Source organism: Pontixanthobacter rizhaonensis (assembly GCF_012972675.1).
Classification (GTDB): domain Bacteria; phylum Pseudomonadota; class Alphaproteobacteria; order Sphingomonadales; family Sphingomonadaceae; genus Pontixanthobacter; species Pontixanthobacter rizhaonensis.
In genome coordinates, this window is sequence record NZ_JABCRE010000003.1 from 856,720 (window position 1) to 881,854 (window position 25,135).

Annotated in this window: 20 protein-coding genes; 14 read left to right on the plus strand and 6 right to left on the minus strand. The window is 57.0% G+C overall.

Annotated elements, in window-relative coordinates; translation table 11 throughout:
* Positions 1-236 precede the first annotated feature (236 nt).
* Entirely contained in the window at positions 237-4,868 is a 4,632-nt protein-coding gene (locus HKD42_RS11865) for an autotransporter domain-containing protein (RefSeq protein WP_170013606.1), read from the plus strand.
* Positions 4,869-5,111: 243 nt separating this feature from the next.
* On the opposite strand, the gene HKD42_RS13350 is transcribed toward HKD42_RS11865, so the two are convergent.
* Both HKD42_RS13350 and HKD42_RS11875 read right to left on the minus strand, forming a co-directional pair.
* Positions 5,112-5,480 carry a hypothetical protein gene (locus HKD42_RS13350; RefSeq protein WP_246237010.1) on the minus strand — a complete coding sequence of 123 codons (369 nt, stop codon included), beginning with the start codon at positions 5,478-5,480 and terminating at the stop codon, positions 5,112-5,114.
* Positions 5,477-7,198: a solute:sodium symporter family transporter gene (locus tag HKD42_RS11875; RefSeq protein ID WP_281356515.1), complete on the minus strand. Its 1,722-nt coding sequence runs from the start codon at positions 7,196-7,198 to the stop codon at positions 5,477-5,479. Before HKD42_RS11875 ends, HKD42_RS13350 begins: the two co-directional genes overlap by 4 nt.
* Positions 7,199-7,287: 89 nt before the next feature.
* Here HKD42_RS11875 and HKD42_RS11880 point away from each other — a divergent pair, with 89 nt between their 5' ends.
* From HKD42_RS11880 to HKD42_RS11890, 3 genes are all read left to right on the plus strand, one after another.
* A complete protein-coding gene (locus tag HKD42_RS11880; protein WP_170013610.1) occupies positions 7,288-8,448 on the plus strand; it encodes an acyl-CoA dehydrogenase family protein in 1,161 nt (386 codons plus the stop codon).
* A gap of 75 nt (positions 8,449-8,523) precedes the next feature.
* On the plus strand, positions 8,524-8,994 hold the full coding sequence (locus tag HKD42_RS11885) for a PH domain-containing protein (protein WP_170013612.1): 471 nt from the start codon (positions 8,524-8,526) through the stop codon (positions 8,992-8,994).
* 5 nt (positions 8,995-8,999) lie between these two features.
* Complete coding sequence (locus tag HKD42_RS11890; protein ID WP_343042365.1) at positions 9,000-10,553, plus strand: PH domain-containing protein; 1,554 nt, start codon at positions 9,000-9,002, stop codon at positions 10,551-10,553.
* On the opposite strand, the gene HKD42_RS11895 is transcribed toward HKD42_RS11890, so the two are convergent.
* Positions 10,550-10,846, minus strand: coding sequence for a GNAT family N-acetyltransferase (locus HKD42_RS11895; RefSeq protein WP_170013614.1), 297 nt, complete (start codon positions 10,844-10,846; stop codon positions 10,550-10,552). The genes HKD42_RS11890 and HKD42_RS11895 overlap by 4 nt on opposite strands.
* A gap of 77 nt (positions 10,847-10,923) precedes the next feature.
* Between HKD42_RS11895 and HKD42_RS11900 the strand changes: the two genes are divergently transcribed.
* Positions 10,924-11,919, plus strand: coding sequence for a threonine aldolase family protein (locus tag HKD42_RS11900; RefSeq protein WP_170014101.1), 996 nt, complete (start codon positions 10,924-10,926; stop codon positions 11,917-11,919).
* The gene (locus HKD42_RS11905) at positions 11,916-12,836 is read left to right on the plus strand and encodes a DMT family transporter (protein WP_246237014.1); all 921 of its coding nucleotides are present in this window, start codon (positions 11,916-11,918) and stop codon (positions 12,834-12,836) included. The genes HKD42_RS11900 and HKD42_RS11905 overlap by 4 nt, the downstream gene beginning before the upstream one ends.
* Here HKD42_RS11905 and HKD42_RS11910 read toward each other — a convergent pair.
* Both HKD42_RS11910 and HKD42_RS11915 read right to left on the minus strand, forming a co-directional pair.
* Positions 12,833-13,603, minus strand: coding sequence for a Rossmann-fold NAD(P)-binding domain-containing protein (locus tag HKD42_RS11910; protein ID WP_170013616.1), 771 nt, complete (start codon positions 13,601-13,603; stop codon positions 12,833-12,835). The genes HKD42_RS11905 and HKD42_RS11910 overlap by 4 nt on opposite strands.
* Positions 13,600-14,844: a M48 family metallopeptidase gene (locus tag HKD42_RS11915; protein ID WP_170013618.1), complete on the minus strand. Its 1,245-nt coding sequence runs from the start codon at positions 14,842-14,844 to the stop codon at positions 13,600-13,602. Before HKD42_RS11915 ends, HKD42_RS11910 begins: the two co-directional genes overlap by 4 nt.
* Positions 14,845-14,998: 154 nt before the next feature.
* On the opposite strand from HKD42_RS11915, the gene pepN reads away from it, so the two are divergent.
* The 8 genes from pepN (at position 14,999) to HKD42_RS11955 (ending at position 24,385) form a co-directional block, all read left to right on the plus strand.
* Positions 14,999-17,635, plus strand: coding sequence for an aminopeptidase N (gene pepN / locus HKD42_RS11920; protein ID WP_170013620.1), 2,637 nt, complete (start codon positions 14,999-15,001; stop codon positions 17,633-17,635).
* 3 nt (positions 17,636-17,638) lie between these two features.
* Positions 17,639-18,313 carry a peptidoglycan editing factor PgeF gene (gene pgeF, locus HKD42_RS11925; RefSeq protein WP_170013622.1) on the plus strand — a complete coding sequence of 225 codons (675 nt, stop codon included), beginning with the start codon at positions 17,639-17,641 and terminating at the stop codon, positions 18,311-18,313.
* Positions 18,314-18,574: 261 nt separating this feature from the next.
* Positions 18,575-19,117 carry a ubiquinol-cytochrome c reductase iron-sulfur subunit gene (gene petA, locus HKD42_RS11930; RefSeq protein WP_170013624.1) on the plus strand — a complete coding sequence of 181 codons (543 nt, stop codon included), beginning with the start codon at positions 18,575-18,577 and terminating at the stop codon, positions 19,115-19,117.
* 17 nt (positions 19,118-19,134) lie between these two features.
* Positions 19,135-20,427 (plus strand): cytochrome b, encoded by a 1,293-nt coding sequence (locus HKD42_RS11935; RefSeq protein WP_170013626.1) that lies wholly within the window; start codon positions 19,135-19,137, stop codon positions 20,425-20,427.
* Positions 20,428-20,448: 21 nt separating this feature from the next.
* A complete protein-coding gene (locus HKD42_RS11940; protein WP_170013628.1) occupies positions 20,449-21,294 on the plus strand; it encodes a cytochrome c1 in 846 nt (281 codons plus the stop codon).
* A gap of 83 nt (positions 21,295-21,377) precedes the next feature.
* Complete coding sequence (locus tag HKD42_RS11945) at positions 21,378-21,914, plus strand: adenine phosphoribosyltransferase (RefSeq protein ID WP_170013630.1); 537 nt, start codon at positions 21,378-21,380, stop codon at positions 21,912-21,914.
* Positions 21,915-21,920: 6 nt separating this feature from the next.
* A complete protein-coding gene (locus HKD42_RS11950) occupies positions 21,921-23,786 on the plus strand; it encodes a cation:proton antiporter (protein WP_170013632.1) in 1,866 nt (621 codons plus the stop codon).
* A 14-nt stretch (positions 23,787-23,800) separates the two neighbouring features.
* Positions 23,801-24,385: an OmpA family protein gene (locus HKD42_RS11955; RefSeq protein WP_170013634.1), complete on the plus strand. Its 585-nt coding sequence runs from the start codon at positions 23,801-23,803 to the stop codon at positions 24,383-24,385.
* On the opposite strand, the gene HKD42_RS11960 is transcribed toward HKD42_RS11955, so the two are convergent.
* Entirely contained in the window at positions 24,382-25,122 is a 741-nt protein-coding gene (locus HKD42_RS11960) for a 3'(2'),5'-bisphosphate nucleotidase CysQ (RefSeq protein WP_170014105.1), read from the minus strand. The genes HKD42_RS11955 and HKD42_RS11960 overlap by 4 nt on opposite strands.
* Positions 25,123-25,135 lie beyond the last annotated feature (13 nt).

A 25,135-nucleotide genomic window follows, 5' to 3' on the forward strand; every position in this document is an offset into this window, starting at 1 on the left:
CCACATAAAACCGACAGAATTTTAACCTGCTTTTGTGGGTTATTTGCGATTCTGGGGAACACATAATGCCGTATATAAACAATCACTTAGGCTATAGTTTTTGCCTATAAGGGCCATTGAGAGCAAGTATTATACAGACCTAAGGACTGCTCATATCTGCTTGCCTTGAAAGGCAGGCCTATCCAGTTTCTCGGCCTGCTTTCCATCCAGTTTTCAACAATGGAAAAGGCAGCACAATGAAAACTTTCAATCCACGCAAGCAGGCATTTAATGCCAGTCGTTTACTTCTTACTTCATCGACCCTCGCTCTATTCACCTCTGGTGCAGCTCATGCTCAGCAAGTGATCATTGAGGGCGATAATATAACTGTCACCTCGGTTGCGGATGGCGAGACCATTTCCGCGGCCGCAGGAGTGGCAAGCACCGTCGAGGGCGCTCCCGTCGTCGTTGTCGCAAACAATGATGTGACTGTAGACAATGCCGGTACGCTCGCGACCACCGGCGTGACGCAGACCATTCAAGTGAATCAGGGCACTACGGGTACCATCATCAACAATGCAGCAACCGGGCGCCTCGAAGGTGCATCACGCGTTGTGAACTTTGACGGCACTGATGCGACGCTCAACAATGAAGGCGTCATCCTCGGCACCGGCAGTCAGCGCAACGGCGCCGTCTATGCCAACCGTACTTCGAACAACATCGTCATCAATAACGGTGTGAACGGTGTCATCGATGCAGGCGTCGAAGGCGCAGGCGTTGCAATCGAAGTCGGCGGCGGTGGAATGCCGATCACCGGCGAGATCAATAATGCCGGCGTAATCTCGGGTCGCGGTCAGGCGCCGGCAATGGGCGGAACGGCTGGCGACGGCATCCGCTTCTTCGGACCGGGTGTTGCTCCTGCTTATATCTATGAAGGCACGATCAACAATTCCGGCCTCATCACCTCCGACAGCGAGCAAGGGACGGTCGCAGCAATCCGTTTTGCCGACCGCATCGGTTTCCAGGGCGAGCTCAACAACACCGGCGAGATTTCCGGTGTCCGCAACGGTCTGTATTTCGGCGATGCCGATCACACGGGCGGCGTGGTCAACAATGACGGGCAGATTATCTCCGACAGCCGCGCACTGAACATCGATGGCACCGGCCTTGTCGTGAACAACTTCGCGGTGATTGCCGGGTCCGGCAACCAGCGCAACGGAACGGTTTACGCCGACAGTACCGCGCAGGATTTCGAGTTCAATAATTTCGGGCTCGTTGATCCGGGCCTGGGCAATAACGGTGCAGGTTTCTCAGCCGAGCTTTCGGCAGAGGGCAACAACTTCACCATCAACAACGAAGGCAACATTCTCGGCGATAGCGTTGAAGATGCTGGTTCGCCGCTCGCAGGTGACGGCATCCGTTTCGAACGCGAACGCGTCAATGGCGTGCTTGACGGGACCACATCCGGCCTGTTCACCGGTACGATCAACAACTCCGAAACCGGTGCAATCGCCAGCCTTGGCGGCGGCGGCACGACGGCAGGTATTCGCTTTGTGAACGGTGTCAGCTTTTCTGGCACGATCAACAATGACGGCTTTATCGGCGGCGTAAGCAATGGCCTCTACTTCGGGAACGCGACCCCTGCGGGCGGTGGTGATTTCACCGGGGCCGTGGTCAACAACTCGGGCACGATCGAATCGGAAAGCCGTGCGCTCAACATTGACGGTCTTGGTCTCACGATTAACAACTCGGGCAGTATCCTTGGTGCGGGTAACCAGCGCAACGGAACGGTCTACGCCGACAGCACAGCGCAGGGATTTGTCCTCAACAACCTCGAAACCGGCGTGATCGACGCAGGTATGGGTAATGAAGGCGCAGGCTTCTCGGTCGAACTTTCGGCTGAAGGCAATGACTTTACCATCGTTAATGCCGGCATCATTCAGGGCCGTGGTCAGGCTGATGCCGGTGCTGCAACTGCTGGTGACGGCTTGCGCTTCGAACGCGAGCGCGTGGGCGGAATACTCGAGGGATCGACCACCGGTTTGTTCACCGGAACCATCGAAAACTCTGGCCTAATCAACTCTGAGAGTGCTCAGGGCACAACAGCGGGCATCCGCTTTGTGAACGGGGCGAGTTTCCAAGGTGTGCTCAACAATTCGGGCACCATCAGCGGCGTTCAGAACGGCGTCTATTTCGGCAACCCGGTCCCTGCTGGCGGTGCTGATCACACAGGCGGCGTCGTCAACAACCTCGACGGCGGGGTGATTTCATCGGACAGCCGCGCATTTAACATCGATGGGCTTGGCCTGACGCTGAACAATGCGGGGTCCATCCTTGGTACCGGTGACCAGCGCAACGGCACAGTTTATGCCGATGGCACTGCCGACAATTTCACTGTTAATAACAGCGGTGTGATCGATGCCGGCATGGGCAATGAAGGTTCGGGCTTTGGCGCGGAAATCGGCGGTGCAGCCGATGGGGCCAACACGTTCGACCTCGTCAACAGCGGCACCATCCAGGGCCGCGGTCAGGCAAGCGCTGCTGTCGGCGGCGCAGGCGACGGTGTTCGCATCGGCAATGTCGGCAACATCGGCGTGTTCGATGGCACGATCACCAATTCGGGCACCATTGCTTCTGAAAGCATGCAAGGCACAACTGCAGGCATCCGCTTCGTCAACGGCATCAGCTTCCAAGGCACGCTTACCAACGAAACGGGCGGTGTGATCTCCGGGGTTCAAAACGGCCTGTATTTCGGCAACCCGGTCATGGGCATGGGCGCAGATCACACGGGCGGTGTGGTCAACAACGCCGGAACGATCTCGTCAGACAGCCGCGCGCTCAACATTGATGGCTTTGGATTGACGGTGAACAACACCGGATCGATCCTCGGCACAGGCAACCAGCGCAACGGCACCGTCTATGCCGATGGGACTGCAGATGATTTCGCCGTCAACAACAGCGGCGTGATCGATGCAGGCATGGGCAATAACGGTTCGGGCTTCGGTGCCGAAATCGGCGGCGCTGCAGATGGAGCGAACACCTTTTCTCTGACCAACACCGGCTCGATCCAGGGCCGCGGTCAGGCTGGGCCTATGGACAATCAGGCCGGTGATGGCGTGCGGATCGGCAATGCCGGAAACATGGGAACCTTTGACGGGACGATCATCAACTCCGGTACGATCAACTCGGAAAGTATGCAGGGTCCGGTCGCCGGTATTCGCGTGGTCAACGGTGTGAACCTCGCCGGTTCAATCACCAACTCCGGTACGATCTCCGGTGGCAACCACGGTATTTACCTTGGTGCTGGCGATCACACTGGTGCGGTGATCACCAACTCGGGCATTTTGTCCGGCGGTGTGAACGCTTTCTTTGCTGGTAACGCCCTGTCGGCAGTTAACGTCGTCAATGACGGGGGCACTTTGATCGGTAACTTCGTTGGATCAAGCGCGTTCGAGGACACTCTCTCAATCACCGGCATGGGTAACTCCATTCAGGGCAACATCCTGAACACTGTCGCCGTGACCACTGCCGCAGGCAGCACCACCGACATTTCCGGTGCCCGCACTCTCGATGGACGCCTGACGCATAACGGCACACTGTCTTTCGACCTCGATGTGGACAGCCTGGCTGTTGACGGTGACACCGTTCTGGGGATGGGAAGCGTCATCAACGTCGCCACTGACCAGATCGGCCAAGCCGATGTCGGGCGGACCATCGACGTCCTGACCGAAACGGGCAGCTTCACCAACAATGGTGTCTCCGTCAATGTCGCCGACAACGACTTCCTGATCGACTACGATGTCGTGTTCGGATCGGTTGCGGTGGCTGTAAATGCGGCGGATCTCGGCAATGTATCGGCCGATGCCAACATCAGCAGCTTCGGTTCGGCGATCACCAGCGCAACGGCGAACAATCGCCTGACCGCACCGGTGTTCGACGCCCTGAATGGCGTTGACGATGCAGCCGGTTTCGAAGCGCTTGCACTCGACCTTCTCCCGGCGATCAATGATGGCGTGACCCGCGAGATTTTCGAGACCCAGCGTTTCGCAAGCTCGCTTGTTCAGGATCGTCTGCGTCAGAAGGGAACCGGATTGTGGGGCGAAGCCTTCTTCCGCAACGCCGATGCCGAGGGAACCAGCGTAAGCTCGCTTGGCTACAACGCCGATGCAACTGGCTTCACTCTGGGTCTTGATGGCCAGATCAGTGAAACTGTCACCGTGGGTGTGCTCGCAAATTATGCCGACATCGAACTGGAAGCTGCCGGTACCGCCGGTGCACGCAGCCAGATCGACGCTTTCCAGATTGGTGCCTATGCCGGCTTCGATCTGGGTCAGGCTTATGCCAATGCCGAGCTTGGATACTCCACCAACTCCGTTGACAGCAGCCGCACGGCCCTTGGCTCGGTTGTTACCGGCGACAGCAATGTGGATGGTCTCTATGCCAGCCTGAATGTTGGTTACGATGTCGATGCTGGAAGCGTTGCCGTCACGCCAAGCGTAGGGCTACGCTATGCCGATCTGTCTCGTGACACCTTCACGGAAACAGGCGGTCTTGGGCTCAGCCTCGACAGCGACAATGCGCAATTCCTCGAAACACGCCTTGGCGTTCGGGTATCCGGCACAGCGCAAACGGGTGTGATCCCGTTCGCCACCGTCGATTACGCTTATGATCTCAGCAGCGATCCAATCGCGGTTGCAGGTTCATTCAACGGCGGCGCTGACACCTTCACCGTGGTCGCAGACGAAGCATCGGCATCGCGGTTCGATTTTGCCGCTGGTTTCGACTTCGTAAGCGAAGGCGGGCTGACAGTCGGGGCCGAGTATCGCGGGCGTTTCGCCTCCGGCTACCAGTCGCACGCTGGCGGTGTTCGCGTTCGGTTCCAATTCTAAGTAGCTCCATCTTGGGCTGCCTAGGCCAAGGGAAGCCAGTCGGGGTCCTCCACCCCGGCTGGCTTCTTTCGCATTCACTCACAGCCAAAACATACAAACCTGAATCAAGTTTTTCTGCTCACAATTCGCCAGCGCAGGCGTCGATCATGGCGTGTGAGAGTGGCGTCAGCTTTGCGAACCCGATCATCCAAGAGCAGCCTATCCGCTAACGGCCCAGTTCTGGTCGATATCGAGCAAATGCATTCAATCAATCCTTTTGATCACTCGTGCGATTGAAGTCGGGTGCTTGTGGCTTCCGCTTCGTGTCCGAACTCCGATGTCATTCAGCGCAGCAGCAACTTCTCTCAAACTTGCCGAGCCGTCCAAGCCTAACTTGTCTATTTCTTTCGAGATCACTCTTGCAAACTCGACTGCCTTCAGCATTCCGAAATCGCCTAGCGACTTCACTTGGTACTTGCCTGTGTCTTCGTCGTAAACGCGGGCAATCCATGTTCCCTTGCCGCCGCGTTTTGACGGACGAAAGCCGATAAAGCAGCCAGCGCGCAAACGTTGCCAATGAGGCTCCTGCTTTGGTTTGAGCCCATGCCGGTAGCATAAGCGCCCCTCAGTCATGCGATACGGCGGTGCCAGAGGGCTGCCAAAACATTCCCCGCAACAAGCGCCGCAATGGCGGTCCAAAAGACTGTACTGAGCTCGCCCGAGGCCAAGCCTATCGGTGAGAAAAGCAAATAGCAGGCGATAACCAGCGACATCAGCAGGATGGCCGTGGGGATCGCGCCGCGCCACGGGGTCATATCGGTTTTGGCTGCCTTTGGCATTTCGCTTTCTACGTCGCGGGGATAGAGCTTGCAGCAAACCGCCATGATCGCGAGTTCGATCACAAATAGTACCGCATATAGATGCAAGAAGTGCATCGTAATCACATCGTCGAAGATAAATTTGGCGAGGCCGTAAGCGACAACATGGAAGACGATCACCAGCTTGGCACCGATGGCCGGTACGCGCTGCGTGAACAGGCCCACCAGCACAATTGTGATGATCGGAATATTATAGAAGCCGGTGAAGATGCGGATGATCTGCCACAATCCATCGGGTGCGAAGTATAATAAGGGCGCGACCGCGAAGGAAAATAGCGCGACCACGGCGCTCGCCCATTTTGCGGTTTGCACTACCGATGCTTCGGCGAGCGGTTTACCCCGTATTGCTGGCAGAATGTCGAGGCAGAACAGTGTTGCAGCGCTGTTTACGAGCGAATTGAACGAGCTGAAAACCGCGCCCAGCAAGACCGCCAAGAATAATCCCATCAGCCAAACGGGCAACAAGTCCCGCACGAGAGCGGGATAGGCGAGGTCGATGGTGGTCAATCCGGGGCCGTAGAGGTGATAGGCAATGATCCCCGGGATCATCATCAGAAACGGCACCAGCACTTTGAAGAAACCGGACAGCAAAACGCCCTTCTGGCCTTCAGCCAAGGATTTCGCGGCCAATGTCCGCTGGATCACATATTGGTTGGTACACCAGTAAAACAGATTGGCGATCAACATTCCGGTGAAGATCGTCCCGAATGGCGTGGGGTCATCCGAACTGCCAATGGCATTGAGTTTTTCCGGGTGGTTGCTCGCCAGCCGGGTGAGCCCTTCCATAAATGCGCCGCCGCCAATCGCGATAAGGCCCAGAATGAGCACCAGAAATCCGATGATCAGCAGGCCTATGCCATTGATCGTGTCGGATATTGCGACAGCCTTCAGCCCGCCAAAAACCGCATAGATCGCGCCTGTGCAACCGATGACCAGCACCATCACAACCAATGCCGGAAATTCACCGATACCGAACAGCTGTGGTACATCGAAAATCTTCATCACGGCGAGTGATCCGGAATACAGCACCGATGGGATCGTGACCAAACCATACCCCAGCAAGAACAGCACGGCCGACATTTGCTGTACCCCGACATCATACCGGCTCTTCAAGAATTCGGGCAGAGTGGTGAACGCCCCGGCGAGATAGCGAGGCAGAAATATCAGGGCCATGACAATGGTGGAAACCGCCGCCGTCACTTCCCACGCCATGGATGACATATTGTAGCCATAGGCCGATCCATTGAGGCCAATCAGCTGTTCTGCGGACAGATTGGTTAGCAATAGCGAACCGGCAATGAAGATGCCGCCCAAACCCCTACCAGCAAGGAAATACCCCTCGCTTGAGCCGGTACTGCCGCGCGTCATTCTCCATGACACGGCGGCCACCAGTGCCATAAAGGCAGCGCAACTCGACAGAGTTAGCCAAAGGCCCGCGCTATCGCCTGTGCTATCCAGTGAACCTCTCCTCAATCCCGCCCTTAACGCCGCAGCGGACCTTGCCAGCTTTGGCCGCGCGGGCAATAGCGTGCGGCAAAGAATTACAGTTTGGAGAGTAGGCGATGGATTTCGGTTTAAGCGATCAACAGCGTGAATTGCAGGATGCCGCCCGGAAATTTGCACGCGCGGAATTGCCCGATTTGGCCCGCGAGTTGGAGCGCAAGGACGAGCCTGTCCCGCATGATGTGCTGCGCCGCTATGGAGAGCTGGGTTTCCTGGGAATCAATCTGCCGGAGCAATATGGCGGTCTGGGTTTGAGCCATCTGGACGCTCTGTTGGTGTTAGAGGAATTTGCCCAAATCTCCGTCGCAGTAGCTTTCCCGGTGTTTGAGGCGCTGACTGGCCCAGTTCGTACTGTCGAGCATTTCGGGTCCGACGCCCTCAAAGCCAAGATTTTACCGGAAGTGATCCGGGGCGAGAAAATTGTTGCGGTTGCTATGTCTGAACCGGATGCAGGTACCGCGCTGACCGACCTTACAACCAGTGCTGTGATGGATGGTGACGAGATTGTACTGAACGGCCGCAAAAGGTGGAGTTCCGGTGCAGGGCATTCGGAATATTACATCACCTATTGCCGGTTCGATGATCAACCGGGCGCAAAAGGCATCGGTGCTGTGCTGGTGGAGAAAGATGATGCGGGGGTTTCATTCGGTAAACGTGAGGAACTGATGGGGTTTCGCGGCATACCCTCTGCCGATATCTTCTTGGATGATGTCCGGGTGCCCAAAGGCAATATGATCATCGGCGCCGGCGGGTTCGGCCAATTGATGAGCGCTTTCGGGCTGGAGCGCTGCGGCAATGCAACAATGGGTTTGGGGGTTGCGGCAGCGGCGTTGGAAGACGCGCTGGCTTACACGCAGGAACGCCAAGCGTTTGGTAAGCCAATCGTCGATTTCCAAGCTGTGCAAATCAAACTGGCCGAAATGGCCATGAAAGTGGACGCAGCGCGGTTGTTGATCTGGCGGGCAGCCGCCAGCGCCAAGGATGGATTGCCAACGGTATATGAAAGTTCACTCGCCAAATGCTTTTCCAACGAAATCGTTCGGGAAGTCACGCAATTGGGCGTGCAGGTCATGGGCGGCTATGGCTATTCCAAAGACTATCCGATGGAACAGCGTTTGCGCGACGGGTTCGCGTGGGGAATTGCAGGCGGCACGACCGATGTACAGAAAACCAATATCACTTCGGCCATGATCGGGCGGCGTTTTAACCAAAGAGCATAAGCGGCGCGCAGTTCTTTTGGGCGCGACGACCGAAGACGCTTGCAAATAGCCGGCGTGTTATCCATGCAACTCACTATGGATGATACTGACGATAGCTTGACCGCTCTGCACCCTAATCACGTCAAAGTGACGCGCATTTCTGCCATTCTTTTTGTGCTGCCATTTGTGATCGGATCGATCATCTTGGAAGTGGCGGAACTGCTACCCTTCGGCATATTCGTCGTGCCAACCGTATTGCTCGCGGCCTTTATCGTGATCCGGGTGCCGTTGCGGCGCTATCAAGCGCGCGGATATGATCTGGGCAATGACCGGCTGCGCGTTGTCCGAGGCATTTTATTTCGCCATGATTCGGTGGTTCCGTTCGGCCGTGTCCAGCATATTGACGTAGATCAAGGGCCATTGCAGCGTGCTTACGGTATCGCCACCCTGACCGTGCATACAGCCGGGACGCATAATTCGTCTGTTCACTTACCCGGCCTGGGCAATGATGATGCTTTGGCCATGCGCGAAACGATCCGCGCACATATTAAGCGGGAAACCACCTGATCGTGGTGGATCAAGAAGCAGACATAGAGCCAGCTGCCGCCAGTGCTGAACCTTTGCGCAAGCACCCGCTTAGCGTGGTGGTTGCCGGTCTTGCCGGATTGCAAAATGCGCTGTTCCCAATGGCGGCGGCCTATTTTTCGATGCGGGAAAAATGGTGGGCGCTGTTCGCCGCGCTCGGCATCGGTCTGGTCATTGCGGTTGTCATTGGCGGGTTTGCCTATCTGGCGTGGCGGCGTTTTACATATATCGTTGGCGCAACGGATATTCGGGTGGAAAGCGGCATTGTTTCGCGCACGGCACGGTCGGTTCCCTATGAACGGATCCAGGATGTCAGCCTGGAACAGTCACTGCTTCCGCGCCTGCTCGGCTTGGTTCAGGTGAAGTTTGAAACCGGCGCGGGCGGCGATGAGGAAATCACGCTGCGTTATCTCTCGGAAGATCAAGGCGAAACCCTGCGGGATCTGGTGAGAGAGCGCAAGGATGGTGCGGTAATTGCGATTGGCGAAGCAGCCTCTGCCAATGAAGCTGCCAAAGAGGAGCCCGCTGACGTCATCTTTGCGATGGGTCACAAGAGGCTGATTACCTTTGGCCTGTTTGAATTCTCGCTTGCCGTTTTCGCAGTGCTTGCCGGCCTGTTCCAATATGCGGAAACCTTTGTTTCGATAAATTTATGGGACGCGGAGTTCTGGCGGGACAATTTCGCAGATCCGGGCAGCGCCGTGGCGTCTTGGGGCCCCGCCGTTCAAATCATTGCTGGGGCTATGGGGCTTATAACTCTGTTTATTGTTGGCTCTCTGACGGGTCTGGTCCGCACGGTATTGCGCGATTGGGGTTTTGTTCTGGAACGAACGGCCAAGGGCTTTCGCCGCAGGCGCGGATTACTCACCAAAACCGATGTGGTGATGCCGCTGCACCGCGTTCAGGCGATCAAAACGAAAACCGGATTTATCCGCCGCCGTTTTGGATGGCACGCGCTCAGCTTCGTCTCACTCGCGCAAGATAGCGGCTCGGCAAGTCACGATGTCGCGCCGTTCGCCACTATGGAGGAGATTGCCCCGATCGCGCGTGTGGCCGGCTTTGCGGTTGATCCGCAGGCTGAAACCCGGTGGTATCGCGGCAGCCGGGAGTTTCGGGTGGATGCCGCCATTGTTGATTTTTGCGTTCTGTTGATGATCGCTGCGGGCGCGGCTGTAGGTCTGACCCTGTCGGGATTGGCATCGCCGCTATTCGCGTTAATTGCGGTCGCAATAGGGGCGCTGTTGGCGTTTCGCCAAATGTTCCTGTGGCGCTTTGATTTCAACGCGCTGGGTCCGGACTATGTCTTCATCAAACGCGGCTGGCTGGCCCCGAAGCTGGATGTCGCGTCGCGGATCAAGCTTCAATCGCTTGAAATTGTCCAAGGCCCTATTGCCAGAAAACGCGGCTATGCGACGCTGTATTTCGGCCTCGCTGGCGGCACGCTGGAACTGGAAGGCTTACCCATCGCACGCGCGCAGGAACTGCGTCAGGCGATCTTGGGCAGTATCGCAGGCACGGATTTTTCCGAATTGGTGGGTTAGGCCCTCAGATCGGCCCAATCCGGGTTTTGATCGAACTTTTTCTCTACATAGGAACATTGCGGTACGATGGTGAACCCGTGTTCACGGGCATCTGCCACCAGCGCGTCGACCAGCTGTGCCGCGACCCCGCGCCCGCCAATTTCGCGCGGTACCAGAGTATGCTCTGCTACTCTGGCATTTCCGCGCTTCACCCAGGTCAGCCGGCCGATTGCCTCCGTTCCTTCGATATGGGCGTGATATTCGCCGGCAGTCTCGTCGCCATGACGGGTAATAGAAACGCCATTAATAGCCATTGCTGTTATCCTCGGTTTAGTATGTGTCTTGCATGTAACGCAGCTCTGGGCCACGGCGTTCCGCAATGACGACATCTATGCAATTCTTGTCTGATAACGCAGCCTCTGTACACCCGTCTCTATGGGCGGCGATGCAAGCTGCTGATGCGCCGGATTCGCCTTACGATGGTGACGCCGTTTCCCAGCAGTTGGATGAAGCGTTTGGCGCGCTGTTTGGGCGTGAATGCGCTGTGCTGTGGGTCGCGACAGGAACCGCGGCCAACTGCCTTGCCTTGGCCAGCATGGTGCCTCCACATGGCGGCGTACTATGCCACCGCGAAGCGCATATCGAAATGGATGAAGGCGGCGCGCCCGGTTTCTATCTCCACGGTGCAAAGCTGATGCTGGCCGATGGTGAGAGCGCCAAATTGACCCCCGATGCGATCCGGACGGTGATCGACCCCATTCGTAATGATGTCCATCAGGTCCAGCCACACGCGATTTCCATCACTCAGGCCAGCGAATATGGCTGCGCGTACCGGCCTGATGAGATAGCGGCCATTTCCGCCTTGGCAAAAGAACGCGGTCTAGGCTTGCATATGGACGGCGCCCGGTTTGCCAATGCTTGCGCGTTCCTTGGCGGGGATGCGGCAGACACGGCAGGGCCGGTTGATGCGCTCAGTTTCGGGTTTGTGAAGAATGGCGGCATGGGCGCGGAAGCGATCGTGTTTTTCGATACCGCGCTGGCCGATGTGGCCCGATACAGGCGCAAACGGGCAGGGCATTTGCAAAGCAAAGGCCGCTATCTGGCGGCGCAGTTGCTGGCGATGCTCAAAGATGAACTGTGGCTCAGCAATGCGCGCAGTGCCAATGCCGCAGCGGGGGAGATTGCCTCTGTTGCTGGCACACGCCTGATGCATCCGGTTGAGGCGAACGAAATATTCTTGCACTGCTCCGCAACCGAGCGTGAAGCGCTGCGCAATCAGGGCTTCGAATTTTACGATTGGGGCACGGATGCCGCGCGTTTGGTTACAGCATGGAACACGCCGCAAGAGCACGCGATTGCTCTGTCCAAAGCAATCGCTGCCTTATGAATACAGACAATTCGCCTGAAAATCCGCACACTATGTTGCGGCCAGCGATCGCGCTGCCATTTCTCCTCACGGCCTTGATTTGGGGCAGTACGTGGTATGTGATCACCGGCCAAATTGGCGATGTCCCGGCGAGCTGGTCAATTACCTATCGCTTCGCTTTGGCGACACCGGCGATGTTCGCCGTTGCGCTGGTGATGGGGCGCAGCCTCAATATCGGGCGGGCCGGGCACTTGTTGGCCGTGTTTATCGGCCTCACGCAATTCTGCCTCAACTTCAATTTCGTCTATCGCGCGGAACTGCATTTGACGTCGGGCGTGGTGGCTGTGATGTTCGGCCTGTTGATGGTGCCCAATGTATTGTTCGGACGCCTGATTTTGAAACAGCCAGTGACCGCGCGTTTTCTGGTCGGAAGCGCGGTGGCCATCGCTGGCATCGCGATGCTGCTGCTGCATGAAGCGCGCTTGTCACCGCTGGGCGGCAGTGTCGGGACCGGCATATTGCTGGCGGTGGGCGGTATTCTTGCGGCGTCTATTGCGAATGTTGTTCAAGCGAATGATACCGGCAGGGCGCTGCCAATGGTCAGTCTGCTGGCGTGGTCGATGCTGTATGGAACTATCATCGATTTTGGTCTGGCTTGGGCAACCGCAGGGCCGCCAATATTCCCCGACCGGTGGGAATATTGGGCGGGTGCAGCATGGCTGGGTCTGGCCGGATCGGTTGTGACATTTCCGCTTTATTACACCATCGTCCGCAAGATCGGCGCAGGGCGTGCAGCCTATAATGCGGTGCTGGTGATTATTGTTGCGATGCTGATCTCCACCGTGGTGGAAGGCTATCAATGGTCTTGGCTATCGGCAGGGGGCGGGGTGCTGGCGCTGGCAGGAATGGTTCTGGCGCTGCGGGCGCGCAAAACCTAAAGTAGGCTGCGAAGGCCAGCTCGGTAATCTGGATATTGCGGCTGCCATCCCAAAACCCGCTTGGCCTTACTGTTGGCAACGCGGCGGTTCTCAGAATAAAAACCCAATGCCATTTCCGACAGATTGGCTTCTTCCAGGGTTTGTAGCGGCGGGGGCGCTATGCCCAGCAAACGGCTGGCTTCTTCGATAATTGTGTTTTGCGGGCAGGGCAGGTCGTCAGACAAATTATACGCACCCGGCGGGCCATCCAGACCGGCGATTACGCCCGCAACGATGTCATCCACATGGACCCTGCTGAAAACTTGGCCGGGTAAATCGATCCGATTGGCCTTGCCGCTTTGAACCCGCTCAAACGCGCTGCGGCGAGGGCCGTAAATGCCCGGCAAACGGAATGCGCGCGCGCCTTTTGCCAGCCAGCGGGCATCGCACTCAGCGCGGTCTTTGCGCCGCCCGCCGCCTGTGGAAGCGCTTTCATCAACCCACGCGCCGGCAGCGTCGCCATACACTCCGGTTGAGGAAAGGTAGCCGAGCCAAGCTGAGCCAAAGTACTCGCCATATCGGTCAAGCACGGGATCGGTTCCCTCGGCCGGGGGAACCGATGAAACGACGTGGGTGGTTTCGGCCAGCAACCGGCACACAGCAGCTTCGTCAGCGAAGTCGACATTGCCTGCGCTGCCGGTAGCATCAACTGTCCATTCGGCTTCTCGCAATGCTGCGGCGAGGCGCGAAGCGGTATAGCCCAGCCCGAAGATCAGCATATGGCTCATTGCGGGTCGAGGTAGCCTTCTTCTGGCACGATCATGGCTGCATTCGGCACATTATCGGCCTTCCATTGCATAGAGCGCCGTACACGGTTTTCGCCAGAGGGGTGGGTGTAGAACAGGAATTCTTCCACTGGCCCCGCCTCGATTTTGCGGTATTCGCTGAGGCGCATCGCTGCGCGTGCAAAGCCGTCAGGCTCCTGCGCTGCTTCCAATCCAAAGGCGTCGGCTTCGTTCTCTTGCACGCGCGTGATGTTGTTGAAAGCCGGGGTGGCCAGCATAAAATACACTGAAAGCACGATCCCCAGAACAGGCAAAGACGCAGGGTCTGTAATGTCGCGCACGCCCCAGCGATCACCATATTTACGGATTAACCAGGGTGCAGCGCGGCTGACAACAAACAAACCCAATCCGATAATGGTCAGCATGAAAGTGACCCGCCATAGGCCGTGGTTCAGCTTATAGTGGCCCAGCTCGTGCCCCATAACGGCGACGATCTCTTCCTCGCTGGTACGCTCTAGCAGGTTATCATTGAGCGAAATCCGGATGGTTGGGCCAAGTCCGGACACATTGGCCGAAATGCGTTTATGCTGTTTCGACTGATCGAACACATAGATGTTGTCCGCCGGCACGTCATATTGGGCAGCCATCGCCACAATCCGTTCACGCAGCGGGCCGTCTTCCAGTTCCGTGTAGGTATTGAACAGAGGCGAGATGAAAACGGGCGCAACCATCAGCATCACCGCCAAGAACAGCCCGACAACCCCGGTACCCCACGCCCACCAGCCGCGCGGCGATTTGCGAATGACAGCATAAATGACAGCTATAAATAGCGGCATGACGGCCAGCCCAAGCGCAAGCGCGATCAGGCTTTCCCCGATCCATGCCCCGAAGCTTTGATCGAGTAGATCATATTGCTTCTCGCGCACGAAGCCGGTGTAAATTGACCAGGGTAGGCTCAGGACCCAACCAACCAATGTGTATAGCAATGCGGTCAGCCAGGTGATTGCAAATGGCCGCTTAAAGACGCGTTCACCCAAATTGCGGAACCGGTTTGCCAATCCGAAACGCAAAATCAGCCAATCGACCAGAACCGCAGCCGCCGCTCCGAATAATATAAGCCAGTATCCGCCTTCGAAATATGCGTCAGAACTTTCGCGTGCGGCACCTTGCAGCGTTTCAAGGTACGCGCGCGTTGCGGCTTCTACATCAAATCCGGGCGCGGCACTGGCGAGAATTTCGAACATCAACTTAGACCCCCTCAAACACGTGCAGACGCTGCCTGTATTTATCGCCCGGTGTCAACGTGCCGTGCAGACGAACAGAGCAATTGCCTCGACCGGTGGCGGTTCAGTATCCGATGGGGCTGGACGCGCGGTAACAAAGACTTAGATACACACTATGGATATTGCGACCAACCCAGAGATGGCAGATGCTGCCCCGACCCCGCACGAACCGCCGGTTATTCGCCGGGAGGACTATACGCCATTTGCGTGGGCGTTACCTGAAACACGGCTGGCATTTGACCTAGGTGTTGAAAAAACCCGTGTCACATCTTCTTTATCGGTGGAGCCGAACCCGGCTGCCGAACCATCACCTGTTCTGCGTTTGAACGGTGACGGCATCACTGCCGCCCAAGTTACAGTGGACGGGGCGGAGATTAGCGATTGGACGATGGACGGCCCGGACCTACTCGTTCCGCTGAGTGCGGGCGCGCACGTGGTGGGCATTGTTACTGAAATTGACCCATCGGCGAACAGCCAGTTGATGGGGCTGTATGCGTCGGGCGGAATGCTGTGCACCCAATGCGAGGCGGAAGGCTTCCGGCGGATTACTTTCTTCCCCGACCGCCCTGATGTTTTGTCGACTTACACTGTCACGATGACCGGACCGAAAAGCCTGTTTCCGGTTCTTTTATCCAACGGCAACCAAACTGGCGAAGGCCAGAATGAAGATGGCACCCATTGGGCTGAGTGGCACGATCCATGGCCCAAGCCATCCTATTTGTTTGCGCTGGTTGCGGGTGATCTGGTGGCCAATACAGACAGTTTCACGACCATGTCGGGGCGCGAGGTTGATTTGGCGATCTATGTGCGTGACGGCGATTTGCCGCGCACCGACCACGCTATGCGATCTCTGATCAAATCGATGGAATGGGATGAACAGGTCTTTGGCCGCGAATATGATCTTGATGTGTTCAACATCGTGGCGGTTAGCGATTTCAATATGGGCGCGATGGAAAATAAAGGGCTCAACGTATTCAACACCAAATATGTGCTGGCCGATGCTGACACTGCGACTGATGGCGATTTTGACGGTGTGGAAGGGGTTATTGCCCATGAGTATTTCCACAATTGGTCAGGCAACCGGATCACATGCCAAGACTGGTTCCAGCTCAGCCTGAAAGAAGGCTTCACCGTTCTGCGCGACCAGATGTTCAGTCAGGATATGCAGGGTGAAGCGGTTAAACGGATTGAGGATGTGCGCATTTTACGCGGGGTCCAATTCCCCGAAGATTCCGGTCCTCTAGCGCACCCGATCCGCCCCGATAGTTTTCGCGAAATCTCCAATTTCTACACCGCCACAATCTACAATAAGGGCGCTGAAGTTATTCGTATGATGCGGACGATGTGCGGGCCGGAGGCGTTTCGTAAAGGCACCGATCTGTATTTCGACCGGCATGATGGAGAAGCGGCAACTTGCGAAGATTTCATCACCGCAATGGAAGACGGGGCAGGGCTGGATCTGACGCAGTTCCGCCTTTGGTATTCGCAAGCCGGTACGCCAAAAGTAACGGTGACAATGAATTACACTGATGGTGAGGCAAGCCTGACGGTCCATCAAAGCGTACCCGCCACGCCGGGGCAAGCGATCAAAAAGCCGATGCCAATCCCACTGAAAATCGCGTTGTTTGACCCTGCGACCGGTACGCATCGCGGTGAGGAATTGCTGCTATGCAATCAGGCGGAGCAGCGCTTTACCTTTGATGGGTTTGCGCAGAAGCCGGTGCTTTCGGTCAATCGCGGTTTTTCTGCTCCGGTCACCATCGCGCGCGAGATTGAAGATCATGAACTGGTTTTCTTGGCCGCGAATGATGATGATGCCTTTGCCCGGTATGAAGCCATGCAGGACTTGGTGGTCCGGCATCTTACCGCTGCATCGTCTGGCGGATTGAGCGATGAGGCCCGTGATGCCGCTCGCGATGCAATCGGAACGGCCTTCGGTGCGATTATCACCGATAGCGCTCTGGACGATTCCATGCGCGGCGAATTGATGATGCTTCCAAGTATCACCTATTTGGCAGAACAGCAGGAGGTTGCTGATCCGTCTGCCATCCATCAGCAGCGCGAAGATCTGAAAGCGTGGCTTGGTGTGCGATTCGCGACAGAACTTGCCGCTTTGCACGACCGGGTATCGCAGCTTGAATTTAGTCTTGAGAAAGCCTCTCGCGGGGCGCGTAAGGTGAAAACACAGGCGCTAGTCTATCTGGCATCCGGTGATCCAGAGTCGGGTTCCAAAGTGGCAGCCCGGCAATATGACGCAGCCGACAATATGACTGACCGCCAAGGTGCGCTGATGGTGTTGGCCGGACTTGGCACAGCTGCACGCACCGACAAGCTCATTGATTTTCATCGCCGTTATGCGGACAATGAACTGGTGGTCGATAAGTGGTTTGCCCTGCAAGCCTCGTCGCTTCATCCCAAGGCAATCGAACATGTCAAAGCGCTGGCGGAGCATAAGGACTTCACCCTGCGCAATCCCAACCGCGTTCGGTCGCTCTATATGGCGTTTGCCGCCAATCCGCACGCGTTCCATGCCGAAGATGGCGAAGGGTATAGGCTGATTGCGGATCTGATTATCGCGCTCGACCCCATCAATCCGCAAACGGCGGCGCGGTTCGTCTCTCCGCTGGGTCGGTGGCGGCGGATCGAGCCGAAGCGGGCGGCGCTGATGCGTGAACAGTTGGAGCGGATTGCGGCGGTGAAAACACTGTCGCGCGATACGTTTGAGCAAGTTTCGCGGTCCTTGGGTGATTAACACGTGACCGATCATGTGCAGTCCAGCCTACTCGGCAGTATCCCGCATGGCTTCTCGACCAAAGCAGGGCTGGGCGGCTTTGCCGGATTGCCCGCTGTGCCAATGGTGCGTGTGCAGCAAGTGCATTCAGCGGATGTCGTCGCAATTGACGGCGCTGAACCTTGGACAGCAGAGCAGCAACCGGAAGCGGACGCGATGGTCACCGCCGCGCCGGGATGTTTGCTCGGAATTGTAACCGCAGATTGCGCGCCAGTGTTGCTAGTGGATCCTAAAGCGCGTGTCATCGGCGCCGCTCATGCCGGATGGCGCGGCGCGGTGGGCGGTGTGCTGGAAAATACGGTCGAGGCAATGGTCGGGCTTGGCGCAAAACGGCCTGATATTCGTGCGGCGATCGGGCCGTGTATCGCACAGGCGAATTATGAGGTCGATGCCGCCTTCAGACACCGATTCTCCGAAGCGGATGCCGCCTTCTTTAGTAACGGCAGATCAGGCCATTGGCAGTTTGATTTGCCCGCCTACGCCGCCCATCGTTTGGGTTTGGCGAAGGTCGGTCATGTTGATGACGTCGCGCTTGATACTTACGGAAATGATACCCGGTTCTATTCGTATCGACGGGCGACCCACCGCAAGGAACCAACCGAGGGCCGGCAAATAAGCGTGATTGGCCTTCCAGCCTAGCCCAGACGTGTTTCCAAAATCTGCGGCGTTGCACCAAATGGAATGGATAGTGCCAAAAAGGCGGTTGGCACAGCCGCCCAACCGGTCTATCAGCGCGCGGAAACCGGCCTTTGGCACGGTGCCTTTAGTGCACCCGCTGTAAGGGCAGTATACTGGGGCAAGGGGATTGCTGGGCAATTCTTGTTTCGGGGCGCCGCCTGAGGACCGGGAATTTTTTGTGTGCCGCGCATAGTGTGCGGCAAAAGCAGGCAAGGCAGGCTAATGGCTGATACAGAAAGCGAAGACGGCGTTCGTCGGCGCGACTTTATCCATATCGCAGCAGTGGGCACCGCCGGTGTTGGCGGTGTGTTCGTGGTTCTACCGCTCGTGAGTCAAATGGCTCCATCGGCAGACGTTCTCGCGGAAAGCAGTACCGAAATCGATGTCAGTGCGATTGAGCCGGGCCAGACCGTTAAGGCGATTTTCCGTAAGCAGCCGCTGTTTGTGCGCCGTTTGACTCCGGAAGAAATTGTTGAAGCGGGTGAAACGCCTATCGCAGACCTCCGTGATCCGGAAACTCTCGATGATCGGACGAAGGAAGGCCATCGGGATATGCTTATCACTATGGGTGTTTGCACCCACTTGGGCTGTGTTCCGCAAGGTGCAGCTGAGGGCGAAGTGAAGGGCGAATATGGGGGCTATTTCTGCCCTTGTCACGGTTCGCACTATGACACTGCCGGCCGTATCCGCAAAGGCCCTGCGCCTACTAATCTGGTGGTGCCGGAATATGCATTCACCTCCGACACTATCGTCACCGTCGGCTAAGTGAGAAGAGAAGCGCTATGAGTTTTCCTTGGGCACGCCAATATGAGCCGACTAACGGCTTCATGAAATTCATGGACGAAAAGCTGCCATTGCCGCGTTTTGTCTATAATGCTGTCGGGGCCGGTTATCCGGTGCCGCGCAATCTCAGCTATTTCTGGAACTTCGGTGTTCTCGCCGGATTCTTCCTGATGCTGCAAATTGTGACAGGTATCGTCTTGGCTATGCATTACGCTGCCAATGCGGAAGTCGCCTTCGCGACGACAGAGCACATTATGCGCGATGTAAACTGGGGCTGGCTGATGCGCTATTCGCACGCCAACGGCGCCAGCTTCTTCTTCATCGTCGTCTACATCCACATCTTCCGCGGCCTGTTCTACAGTTCGTATAAAGCCCCGCGGGAGATGATTTGGTTGCTGGGCGTGGTGATCTTCCTGCTGATGATGGCCACAGCCTTTATGGGTTATGTTCTGCCTTGGGGCCAAATGAGCTTCTGGGGTGCAAAAGTGATTACCGGCCTGTTCGGGGCAATCCCGCTAGTGGGTGAGCCGCTGCAAGTATGGCTATTGGGCGGATTTGCGCCGGATAACGCCGCGCTGAACCGTTTCTTCAGCTTGCACTTCCTGCTGCCATTCGTGATCCTGGGCGTTGTGATCCTGCACATTTGGGCATTGCACATTCCGGGGTCTTCCAACCCGACGGGTGTCGAGATCAAGAAAGAAAGCGATACGCTGCCTTTCCACCCATATTACACCGCGAAAGACGGCTTCGGCTTGGGCGTGATCCTGATCATCTTCATGTCGTTCGTGTTCTTCGTGCCCAACATGCTGGGTCACCCGGATAACTATATCGAAGCGAATCCACTGGCGACGCCGGCGCACATCGTTCCGGAATGGTATTTCTACCCGTTCTACGCGATCCTGCGTGCGTTCACTTTCGACTTCATCCTGTCAGCCAAGCTGTGGGGCGTGATCGCAATGTTCGCGTCGATCCTGGTGTGGTTCTTCTTGCCGTGGCTTGATAAATCACCGGTACGTTCTGGCCATTACCGTCCGCTGTTCCGCAAGTTCTTCTGGTTCGGTTTGATCCCGACAATGGTTGTGCTGTTCATTTGCGGCGGCGCTCCAGCGGAAGAACCCTATGTGATGATCAGTCAGATCGCGACTGCCTATTACTTCATGCACTTCCTGGTGATCTTGCCGATCATCTCCTCGATCGAGAAGCCTCAACCGCTGCCATACTCGATCACGGAATCAGTGCTGGGTACCGATGATGACGCCAAGATGCCTGCTGGTTCAGCGGCAACGGCCTGAGCGTTAGAGAGAGAATAGATCATGATCCGTATTGGTGGACTCCTCATTGGCCTCGGCTTCACAGTCGTCGTCTTGTTCTCATTCCTCAACGGGGCGTATAACTACGCCACCGAGGAGAAAGTGGGCGCGCCTGAGTATGAATTCTACAAGAAACCAGCGAAAGTTGATTTCCAGCAGGATGGCCCGTTTGGCACATGGGATTTGGCGCAAGTCCAGCGCGGCTACCAAGTGTACAAAGAAGTATGCGCCGCCTGCCACTCTTTGAAATTTGTCGCGTTCCGCGATTTGGCAAAGATTGGGTATACCGAAGCTGAAGTCAGAGCTTTGGCGGCAGAATGGCAAGTGCCGGGTATCGATCCGAACACTGGTGAAGACATTCTTCGTCCGGGTCTGCCGACCGATAACTTCCCTGACGTCTACCCTAATGATGTCGCGGCCGCTGCGGCTAACAACAATGCGATTCCGCCAGATCTTTCTTTGATGGCGAAGGCGCGCGGTGACGGAACAAATTATATCCACTCGCTGCTGGCTGGCTATGGTCCGATCCCTGAAGAATTGACTGCGAAGTACCCTGATTTTGAAACCTCCACGGGTCTCTATTTCAACGAGTATTTCCCCAACCTCAACATTGCGATGGCTCCGCCGCTGACGGCGACGGATCAGGTCACTTACACAGATGGTACTCCGGCAACGGTGCCGCAAATGTCGCAAGATGTTGCTGCCTTCCTGGCATGGACAGCGGAACCCAGCCTGGTTGAACGCAAGCAAACCGGCTGGCCGATCCTTGGCTTCCTGCTCTTCGCAACTATCTTGGCATATTTGTCCAAGCAGCAGATCTGGGCTGCGGTAAAACCGAAGAAAGATTGAACGCTTTCTTTGATTTTCGGGTAATTTGAAAAAAGCCCCTCCATCCGCGTGATGTGAGGGGCTTTTTCGTGTAGGGACGCATTATGGAAATCGCTCAACTCCAACCTCTGGTCCGAACAGTCCCCGATTTTCCTAAGCCCGGAATCCAGTTTCGCGACATCACGACCCTGATTGGTCATGGCGAAGGGCTTGCGTCGACCATTGATCATTTGGCGGGCCGCGCTGAAGCTATGGGCGCGAAGGCCATTGCCGGGATGGAGGCGCGCGGTTTCATTTTTGGTGCGGCAGTGGCGGTGCAATTAAAGCTGCCGTTCATTCTGATCCGCAAACCCGGCAAGTTACCGGTTGAGACCATCGGCGTTGAATATGAACTGGAATATGGGACCGACCGGTTGGAGCTGGACCCGCTATCGGTAAACGATGGTGAAAACGTCGTGATCGTCGATGATTTAATCGCCACGGGCGGCACAGCAGAAGCGGCCATTACTCTACTGCGCCAAGCTGGCGCGAAGGTAGATAATGCGCTCTTCGTGATCGACTTGCCCGACCTTGGGGGCGCAGCTCGTCTTTCCCGGTTGAACGTTGCGGTAACCGCACTGATGGATTTTGAGGGCGACTGACTTACTATGCAGGAACAAGCTCTCGTAATTGCGCTCGTCGGCGTTCTGGGCATCGGTGCCCAATGGCTCGCATGGCGAACCGGGTGGCCAGCTATCGTGCTGATGCTCGCCGCCGGATTTCTTGCTGGCCCCGGCGCTGAATTTGCCTTTGGTTCTAGCCTGTTTGACCCGGAACACGCCTTTGGTGACTTGCTGGAGCCGATGGTGGCAATCGGGGTGGCACTGATCCTGTTCGAAGGTGGGCTGAGCCTTAATTACAAGGAACTGCGCCATGCGGGCGATGGCGTAATAAGGCTCGTTATATTGGGCGTTCCGCTCGGCTGGTTTTTCGGTGCTATGGCTGCCCACCATATCGCCCAACTCGACTGGCCGGTCGCGGTATTGTTTGGCGGCATTCTGGTGGTGACTGGCCCCACTGTGGTTATGCCCTTGCTGCGGCAATCGTCGGTCAAGACGCGCCCCGCCGCGATCTTGAAATGGGAAGCCATCGTCAATGATCCGATTGGCGCATTATGCGCAGTGATCGCGTTTGAATATTTTCGGAAATCCGCAGAACTGCCTGATGCGACTTTAATGCAAGTGGTGCCGCCGATGATCATCGCGGCTATCATTGCGGGCCTCATCGGCTACGCGGCGGCGCGCGCGATTGCATGGGCATTCCCGCGCGGCGCGGTCCCCGAATATCTCAAAGTTCCTGTGCTGCTTGCGACCGTGATCGCGGTATTCGTGTTGAGCAACCAGATCGAGCATGAGGCGGGCCTTGTCGCGGTTACCGTGATGGGCATCGCTCTGGCGAATATGAACGTGTCGAGCCTGCGCAGCATCCACCCCTTCAAACAGAATATCGCGGTGATTCTGGTATCGGGAATTTTCATTCTGCTATCTGCCTCACTCGACATTGCTGAGCTGAAGCCGCTCAACTGGTATATCGCAGCCTTCTTGTTTGCGCTGTTGTTCCTCGTTCGCCCCGCAACGATTCTGTTAAGCCTGGCTTTCAGCACAGTGCCTTGGAACGAGCGCTTGTTTCTGGCGTGGATTGCCCCGCGGGGGATCGTGCTGGTCGCCATTTCCGGCTTGTTTGCGCTGCGCTTGACCGAGCTGGGCTATGCCGACGGCAATATCCTCATCGGGCTGAGCTTTGCGGTCGTTGTGGCCACAATTATGGCGCACGGATTTACCGTTGATCTGGTGGCGCGCTGGCTCAAGATCAAAGGCGATACGCGGCCCGGACTGCTCATTGTGGGGTCCAGCCGGTGGAGCATCCAGCTTGCCGAACATCTCCAAACCCTCAAAACCCCGGTGATGATCGTCGATTCCAGTTGGGAACGTTTGGCCCCCGCCAGAACCCGAGGTTTGCCATTTTACCATGGTGAGATCCTGAACGAGGCGACTGAGCACAATCTTGATTTGGCAGCTTATCAATCACTCATCGCGGTGACCGATAACGAGGCTTACAATGCGCTGGTTTGCAACGAATTCGCCCACGAAATTGGCCGGGACTCGGTCTATCAGCTGGGCGAAACGGTGGATCATGATGATAAGAAAGCGTTGCCGCCATCGCTGCGCGGGCGCGCATTGTTTGAATCGGGATTCGGCGTCAATGATGTGAAGCAGCGACAAACCGATGGCTGGGTTTTCCGTAAGACGACTTTGTCCGAAGAATTCTCCTTCGAGGATGCCCAGGCCGTTTTGCCGGAGGAATCGCACAGGCTGCTGGTATTGCGTGCCAGCGGCACAATGCGTTTCTTCTCCCACGCGGCCCGGCCAGAGCCGCGCGCCGGGGATACCATCATCACCTTCTCTCCCCCTAAGGAAGAGGGCGCGCTGAAAGATACTGCCAGGCGCAAAGCGGCCAAGCCGCAAACCACATGAGGATGCAACGGAATATGATACAACGCTGGACCATCATATTGACCGCAACGCTTGCATTGGCTGCGTGTGACCGTGGTAGTCCGCCGCCGCAGGCCGATCCGGAAGCGAAGCCGGCTGAACCAATCTCGATTGTCCGGGCAGATGCGGATATTGCCCGCGCAGAGCCCGCACTAGAAGCGCTTGATGTGACCATTCCTTTTGCCGGGGGAGGTGGCGAGCTGAGTGACGCCGCAATTGCCCGGTTGGAGGCCGCACTGGCTAGCCCGCAAATGGCCGCCGGCGGCGTGATTTCTCTTGGGGGTCATAGCGATTCCGGGGGCGATGATGCGGCTAATCTACGTGCTTCGCAGCAGCGTGCTGAAGCTGCGCGCGACTGGCTCGTGCTGAACGGGGTGGCGGAAGAGCGCATTGCGATAATTGCATTTGGTGAGCAAAATCCCGTTCGGCCCAATGCGCTGCCCGATGGCACGCCTGATGAAACGGCGCGTGCCGCGAACCGGCGTGTCGAAATGACGATCTCTGTCCCCGAACAGCCTGCGCCACCTGCTCCGTCGGACACTCCGGGTAGCCTGGTGGAGCAAGTCGCTACAGAAGATTAGTCTGAGAGCTCGCTCACTAGGCTGAGCACTTTATCAGCCCATTCCGGCTTGCAAATCAGCAAGTCTGGCAAATAGGTGTCGGTCTGATTGTACCGCAGCGGGGAGCCATCAATCCGGCTGCAATGCAGGCCATAGGCCTTGGCGACCGCTGCGGGCGCGCAGCTATCCCATTCATATTGACCGCCCGAATGGAGGTAGATTTCCGCTTCGCCGCGCACGATTGCCATTGCCTTTGCGCCCGCGGATCCCATCGGTACGAGCTCGCCCTTGAGCGCTTCGGAAACTGCGACTGCCTCTTTTGCAGGCCGCGTCCGGCTGACGACCAAGCGCGGCGGGCCGTCATAGGCTGGAACGGGGGCCGGATTGTCGGTGCGCAACACCACTCCCCCATCACAACCGGGCAGGGCTACGGCGCCGATTTCAGCGACCCCGTCTATGGACAGCCCGACATGGACTGCCCAGTCAGAACGCGCTTCGCCATATTCGCGGGTGCCGTCCACGGGATCAATAATCCAGACCCGCTTATGGGCAAGCCGCTCTGCCGTGTCCTTACTTTCTTCGGACAGCAGCCCATCATCAGGCCGCTGGCTTTTGATCGCATGAACCAAAAACTGGTTCGCCGTTTCATCGCCCGCTTTACCCAGCGCTTTACCGCTAAAGGCGCCGCTACCACGTACGGACAGCAGAATGTCACCGGCGACTTTAGCCAAATGGCCCGCCAGCGCGGCATCGCTCATGGCGGCGATGTTG